Annotated in this window: 10 protein-coding genes; 4 read left to right on the top strand and 6 right to left on the bottom strand. The window is 52.4% G+C overall.

Annotated features, from left to right (window positions below; translation table 11 throughout):
* The first annotated feature begins 278 nt into the window (after positions 1-278).
* Positions 279-467 (top strand): hypothetical protein, encoded by a 189-nt coding sequence (locus ACT3RP_RS04695; RefSeq protein ID WP_096276126.1) that lies wholly within the window; start codon positions 279-281, stop codon positions 465-467.
* A gap of 136 nt (positions 468-603) precedes the next feature.
* Positions 604-1182: an isochorismatase family protein gene (locus ACT3RP_RS04690; RefSeq protein ID WP_483393345.1), complete on the top strand. Its 579-nt coding sequence runs from the start codon at positions 604-606 to the stop codon at positions 1180-1182.
* 10 nt (positions 1183-1192) lie between these two features.
* Here ACT3RP_RS04690 and yaaA read toward each other — a convergent pair whose 3' ends face one another.
* Positions 1193-1972, bottom strand: coding sequence for a peroxide stress protein YaaA (gene yaaA, locus ACT3RP_RS04685; RefSeq protein ID WP_483393344.1), 780 nt, complete (start codon positions 1970-1972; stop codon positions 1193-1195).
* Positions 1973-2123: 151 nt separating this feature from the next.
* On the bottom strand, positions 2124-3155 hold the full coding sequence (locus ACT3RP_RS04680; RefSeq protein WP_444624411.1) for an NADP(H)-dependent aldo-keto reductase: 1032 nt from the start codon (positions 3153-3155) through the stop codon (positions 2124-2126).
* A gap of 248 nt (positions 3156-3403) precedes the next feature.
* On the opposite strand from ACT3RP_RS04680, the gene ACT3RP_RS04675 reads away from it, so the two are divergent.
* Complete coding sequence (locus tag ACT3RP_RS04675) at positions 3404-3898, top strand: tetratricopeptide repeat protein (protein WP_441684537.1); 495 nt, start codon at positions 3404-3406, stop codon at positions 3896-3898.
* Between the two features lie 35 nt (positions 3899-3933).
* On the top strand, positions 3934-4446 hold the full coding sequence (locus ACT3RP_RS04670; RefSeq protein ID WP_441684536.1) for a hypothetical protein: 513 nt from the start codon (positions 3934-3936) through the stop codon (positions 4444-4446).
* 21 nt (positions 4447-4467) lie between these two features.
* Here ACT3RP_RS04670 and ACT3RP_RS04665 read toward each other — a convergent pair whose 3' ends face one another.
* Genes ACT3RP_RS04665 through ACT3RP_RS04650 form a run of 4 tightly spaced genes read right to left on the bottom strand, consistent with a single transcriptional unit; the run spans position 4468 to position 6314 of the window.
* Positions 4468-5010 (bottom strand): LOG family protein, encoded by a 543-nt coding sequence (locus tag ACT3RP_RS04665; RefSeq protein ID WP_096276113.1) that lies wholly within the window; start codon positions 5008-5010, stop codon positions 4468-4470.
* Between the two features lie 34 nt (positions 5011-5044).
* Positions 5045-5566, bottom strand: a complete 522-nt coding sequence (locus ACT3RP_RS04660) for a DUF501 domain-containing protein (protein WP_096276111.1) — start codon at positions 5564-5566, stop codon at positions 5045-5047.
* Positions 5538-5864, bottom strand: coding sequence for a hypothetical protein (locus tag ACT3RP_RS04655; protein WP_483393343.1), 327 nt, complete (start codon positions 5862-5864; stop codon positions 5538-5540). The genes ACT3RP_RS04660 and ACT3RP_RS04655 overlap by 29 nt, the downstream gene beginning before the upstream one ends.
* Positions 5865-5906: 42 nt before the next feature.
* Entirely contained in the window at positions 5907-6314 is a 408-nt protein-coding gene (locus ACT3RP_RS04650; protein WP_096276107.1) for an acyl-CoA thioesterase, read from the bottom strand.
* Positions 6315-6348 lie beyond the last annotated feature (34 nt).

Here is a 6348-nt window from a genome sequence, read left to right as displayed (position 1 = left end):
TGTGGGGTCTCCCCATGCGAGAGTAGGTCATCGTCAGGCACTTATATGAAAAATCCCCCGAGGCTAACGCCCCGGGGGATTTTTTTTGCGTGAAAAAACGACAGTTATGCTGCTCATTGTTTAACAATTTTAATGTGCTGGGTGCTTTGAAACTCGAATAAATATGTTTTAAAGGTTGTTATAACAACAGGTTGCGTATTTGTCATGGTATTGTAGACGAGCACCATCTAGTATTATGGTGAATGTGTTATGACGTAAAATCTCAGGAGGAGAAGCATATGACGATGTCATTAGCCAAGAAGTTAGCAATCGCACTATTGATGACCTTTACGGCAGGTGGGCTGATCGCTTGCGATAATAAAGGGCCTGCTGAAAAAGCCGGTGAAAGCATTGATGAGAGCGCGGAAAGTGCCGGTGAGAGCATGGAAGATCTAGGCGAAAATATTGAAGATGCTGCCGAAGACTAGGCCGAGTATTAGTTGCATGCATTAGCCAAAGCAGTCGCCGAAAAGCGGCTGCTTTGTTGTTTATGGAATGTCGACTATGGTTCTAACAGCGATAAATAGCTCTAATAACGATAACAACTGAAATGTAGGAGCCGACGTGCAAATACAGCGTGATAAAAGTTTGCTCTTAATGGTCGATTTTCAAGCGCGGCTGCTGCCTGTGATTGACGGCGGTGAGGAAGCCGTTAGCGAAGCGGCTTGGCTCGGCGAAATAGCATGCTTGCTTGAGGTGCCCGTATGGCTAACAGAGCAATCGCCAGACAAGCTGGGAGGCACGTCGACGTCACTGCTCGCCTGCCTGGGCAACCACTATCGGCTCTGGCAAAAGCAGCATTTTGGCGCCATGGCTGAAGATGATTTTCGCCAAGCGCTGAACGCTACGGGGAAAACACAGATCGTCTTGTGTGGAACGGAAGCCCATATTTGCGTACTGCAAACAGGGTTAGGGCTATTAGAGGCAGGCTACGAGCTGTACTGGCTCAGCGATGCCTCTGCTAGTCGACGTCCACAGGAAGCAGTGCTTGCCCGTGAACGCGCCTGTCAGAGCGGGGCAGTCGCGGTGTCAGCCGATATGGTGGCCTATGAATGGCTGCACCGTTGTGACACGGCGCTGTTTAAAGAGGCGCACCAGCAGCTTTTAAAGCCCCGCTCCGCGCGCCCTGTCCGTTTCTTCTAGGCCTGATTCTCTAACGATCCGTTTCTTTACGGGTGAAAACGAACGTATCGCCCTGTGATGAAGCGGCATTGAAGCGATAGCCAGCGACGGTAAAGTCTTGAAGGCGGTCTGGGTCGTTGATTTGCTCCTTAATAAGCCAGGCGCTCATCAGGCCGCGCGCTTTTTTGGCATAAAAGCTAATGATTTTGAACGTGCCATTTTTCTCGTCTTTGAACACCGGTGTAATGATTCTCGCGTTGAGTTTTTTAGTATCTACCGCTTTAAAGTATTCATTAGACGCAAGATTCACTAGTACGTTAGAGCCACTTTCAGAGATAGCTTCGTCGAGAGCCGGTGTCAAAATAGGCTGCCAGTAGGCGTAAAGATCACTACCTGCTCTATTGGCTAGCTTAGTGCCCATTTCCAGGCGGTAGGCTTGAATTAAATCCAAGGGCCGTAGCAGGCCATATAAGCCGGAAAGTATACGTAAGTGTGACTGCGCATAGCGATTGTCTGAATCGCTGAACAACTCCGCTTGTAGGCCGGTGTAGACGTCGCCTTGAAAGGCTTGAGCGGCAGGTTTTGCATTGCTTAGTGTAAAGGGTGGCTGCCATTCTTTAAAACGCGCAGCGTTCAGCCCCGCCAGCTTATCGCTGATGCCCATCAGCTCGCTGATTTGCTGTGGCGAGTAATCGTGCAAAATATCGATAAGCGGTTGGCTGTGAGATAAAAAGCTGGGTTGAGTGACGTCGTCAGTCGTTGACGGTGTTTCAAAATCCAGCGTTTTCGCCGGTGAAATAACGCTCAGCATCGCGTACTCCTGGAATCATCATTAGTGAGTGCAGTATACCAAGCCTTGGCGAAGGCCGAGGCTATAGACGCGATAGCTTGGTGTATAAGGGGGTAATGCGGTTTAAAGACTGCCCCTAGAGGCAGTCTTACCATCTATTTTTTAAACTCTTTTATGGGCAGGGATTCGACATTCTGCGGTGGATGCTTTCGATCGCCTCTAATACGTCGTCATCAAGCTTTAGACTTTCACTAGCAAGGTTGCTTTCCAGCTGGTTCATGGTGGTAGCACCAATAATATTGCTGGTTAAGAAGCTGCGTGAGTTAACAAACGCGAGCGCCATTTGTGCCGGGTCCAAATCATGCTGTTGGGCCAATGTCACGTAGGCCTGCGTCGCGGCTTCTGCTTCTGGCGAGGTATAGCGTTTGAAGCGCTCATAAAGTGTCAAGCGACCTTTCGATGGCTGAGCACCGTTAAGGTACTTGCCCGAGAGCACGCCAAACCCTAGCGGCGAATAGGCAAGTAGGCCGACATCTTCGCGATGAGCAATCTCAGCCAAGCCCACTTCAAAGGAGCGGTTGAGAAGATTATAGGGATTTTGAATCGAAGCGACACGCGGTAGACCAAGCTGGTCAGCTAGCTGCAGTGACCGCATCACTCCCCATGGTGTTTCATTAGAAAGCCCAATGGCACGCACCTTGCCCGCATCGACTAATTCTTTAAGCGCTGAGAGCGTCTCTTCGAGTGACGTCGCTTCTTCGTCATCACTATGCATATAGCCCAATTTGCCAAAGAAGTTGGTTTGGCGGTCGGGCCAGTGGAGCTGGTAGAGGTCAACATAATCCGTATTTAGCCGCTCAAGGCTGCTATCGATGGCGCGATGGATATGATCGCGCGTCAGACGCGGCCCCCCGCGGATATGTTCAATTCCTGGGCCAACGGCCTTCGTGGCAATAATGACATCGTCTCTTGAGCCGCGCTGTTTTAGCCAGCTACCGACATACTGCTCGGTGAGGCCTTGAGTTTTGGCCAGCGGAGGAACGGGATACATTTCAGCGGTATCAATGAAATTAATACCAAACGCCACGGCGCGATCAAGCTGTTCGTGAGCTTCGGCTTCGCTATTTTGCTCACCAAACGTCATCGTTCCTAAGCAGAGTCTGCTGACCTCCATACCCGTTCTGCCAAGTGGGCGCGTTTGCATATGTATCTCCTAGCTAAGGTGGAATTGCGGCAAGATAAGCAGCCATTACTCGAATAGTTCACGGCGTGTGTAGGGCATGTTAGCGAGGCGTTGCAAAAGCAGCAAATTAATGGGGTTGAGTCGTCGCTAAGGCAGGCGTATGCTTGCCAGCCCGTCGACCGGCTAAAGGCCGGTTTCTTGTGTGGTTGGCGTCAATTTTTGAGTGACTGCTAGCCCAAGGTTTCAACAGATAGGCAGGTTTGTTTGCCATGTTGCAGGCATCAATGTTGTTTATTCAGCTAGAATTTAGATTGGCTGAAAGGTTGTCTCATAATCGCTGGCTGCTGCCGCGCTCAAAGCGTACGCAGCGCTTAACGATGCGTTTATTTAAACGCTGTGCAGACGCGGGGCATCCTGATGCGCTGTCTATGTATGGCCACATGTTGTTTCATCGCAGCCAAACCCCGCAAGATAAAGCGCGCGGTGCGCGTTACGTGCTGGAAGCCGCGCATGCAGGGGACCTAAAGTCACAGTATCAGGTCGCGCAAATTCACGAACATGGCTGTGTTCAATACCCCCGTCGCGAAGACTACGCGGTTACTTGGTACGCGCGTGCCGCTCAAGCCGGCCATTGTTTAGCCGCTGAGCGCCTTGCTCAAGCCTACCGCTTGGGTGAGCTAGGATTGGCCGTTGACGGTGAGCAGGCGGCTTACTGGCAGCGACAGGCTATTGCGCAGCCGCTAGACGAAGCAGCCGCGGCCTGAAGCCGTTACTGCTTTTTGATTGAGTGAGGAAGTTTGTGTCCGAGACGCTACCCACAGTGTTAGATATTGAAGCGTCCGGGTTTGGGCGTGGCAGCTATCCCATTGAAGTGGGTATCGCACGTGCTGATGGAAGCTGTTGCGCTTTCCTCATTCAACCACTTGATGAGTGGACACACTGGGATCCTAAGGCCGAGCTGCTGCACGGCATCTCCCGTGATCGTCTTACCCGGGAAGGCTATCCGGTTCGTCAAGTCGCGCAATGGCTGAACGATGAGATGGGCGAATTGGGAAAGGCCTACAGCGACAGCTGGGGCTACGACAATACCTGGCTCTCATTACTCTTTCACCACGCAGGAATGCTGCCGCGTTTTCGTCTTGAGGCATTAAGGATTCTGCTTAGCGAAGACCAGCAGGCGCTGTGGAGCGATACCAAAGAAACGCTGATCTCCGAGCGCGGCATTCACCGCCATCGTGCTGGTGAAGATGCCCGCTTACTGCAGCTTACCTATCAGCATACCCGCCATCTCACCGAGCATGTGGGCCGCTAGCCACGTTCTGTTCCTTCCGCATTAAAGCTGCTCTTCTAGCGCATCAAGTAATTCATTGGGCGTCGCTGCGTCCAGTAACATGTCGCGAGTCGCTGAGGCTAAAAAGCCATGGCCGACGGTGCTGTCTAAAAAGGTTAGCAGCGGTGAGTAGAACTCATCAATATTCAGCAAGCCCATCGGTTTGGTATGCAGGCCTAGATAACCCCACGTCCATGTTTCAAACAGCTCTTCAAATGTCCCAATGCCGCCGGGTAACGCGATAAAAGCATCGGCATTCGCCGCCATGGTGGCTTTGCGTTCGTGCATATTGCGCACTCGGATCAGTTCGCTTAAGCCAAAATGCGCCTGCTCGCGATCAACCAAGTGGTCGGGCATCACGCCAATGACGTCGCCGCCAGCCTCCAAAGCCGCATTCGCCAGTTCGCCCATAAGGCCAAGGCGTGCGCCGCCATAAACCAACGTGTGGCCACGTGCAGCCAGTGCACGGCCGAGCGCATTGGTTGCCAGACGAAAGCCTGGGCTGTTGCCTTCACGGGAGCCAAGATAAACACAAATTCTAGACATCCAGTTAATTCCTTATGCTAAAAATGAGCAATTGCTAGGGCAGGTGGCGGTCGATCTGATGCTGCTGATCCATCCATTGACCGATCACATTGTCACCACATAGATGGTGGGCGTACTGAGTATGCAGGCAGCGAATCTGTTGCCAATTGCTAATGCCACCAATGCCGCGCTCGGTCAGCACGTCGGTATAGCCGAGCTGTGCGACTTCATCACGCTGAGCGGCGCTCATATAGTCCCAGCGAGCGGTGACGTAATCGCGGTGACTCTGCTGGTAAGCCTCAAGAAACTCGGGCTCTTCCTGAAGACGTTGCTCCAGCGCTTTGATAACGCCAACGGCCTCAATGCGTGAAATCTCGACTTTAAGCACGTCTGAGCAAAGCCAGTACAGCGTTGGAAAGGGTTTGCCATCAACAATGGGAGCCATACGCAGAACTAGTGGCGTACCTTCACCGTCAGTGGCGGCAACGGCTTCGATACCACGCGGTGCGCGGCCAAGTTGTTGGGCAATAATGGCGAGCTGACGCTCGTCAGGAACCTGATTGGTGCGTATCACCATTGGGCTGGTCTCTCACAAATTTATTTGAGCGGCCAACAGCACGGAAAAAGCAGCGGTTGAGCTGTTCGGGTGACGCGACATAGCACCACGTCCGCTCACAGTATTCAGCGGCTCGTGCCATTAACACGTCATAAAGGCGGTTGAAGGGGGCATCATAATCGTAGGGGTCGGCACCGAACAAGCGGATATGCGGATAGTCGGCGAAGCGTTCCATAAAATAATGCTCAAGGTCAGCCGCGACAGCGCGATGCTGGGCAACGTTGTCAGGGTCTAGCCAGAGAGTGTAACGGATTGCCATTGTACGGGCTCCTGTTGCCCCAGCTGCCTGGGGCGACGTCAATCAGGCAGGTTCAGGCGCATCCTGTACATGCGCCGTTAGCGCTTCGCGCAGGCCGTCCTTGATCGGTACAGCGCATTTGGCCTGATGGTCATATTGCACCATAACGGCGTGACCAAGATTGGTGAGCTTGCCGTGCTGGCGTGCCTCCTGGGTCACTGTAAACGAGCTATTGCCTAGTCGGGTTAAGTAAGTGCGTATTTCGATATCGTGACCGTAAAACAGTTCAGCTCGATAGTCGACTTCCATGCGCGCCATGATCAAACGCCACTGCTTAGGGTTTAAATCGGGTGTGAAGAGCTTAAACAAGTCATTGCGGGCGAGTTCAAACCACGCGGGTAGCCGCGTGTTATTAATATGCCCTAGCGCGTCGGTGTCATAAAACGCGGGCTCAATAGTGCGGGTAAACATGGCGTATCCTCATTGTTAGCAACGCAGCTCATTT

Source organism: Halomonas sp. AOP5-B2-8, from assembly GCF_052376475.1.
In the GTDB taxonomy this organism is placed as follows: Bacteria; Pseudomonadota; Gammaproteobacteria; order Pseudomonadales; family Halomonadaceae; genus Vreelandella; species Vreelandella casei.
Note: the sequence above shows the minus strand (reverse complement) of the source record. Positions and strands in the feature narration are given on the sequence as shown.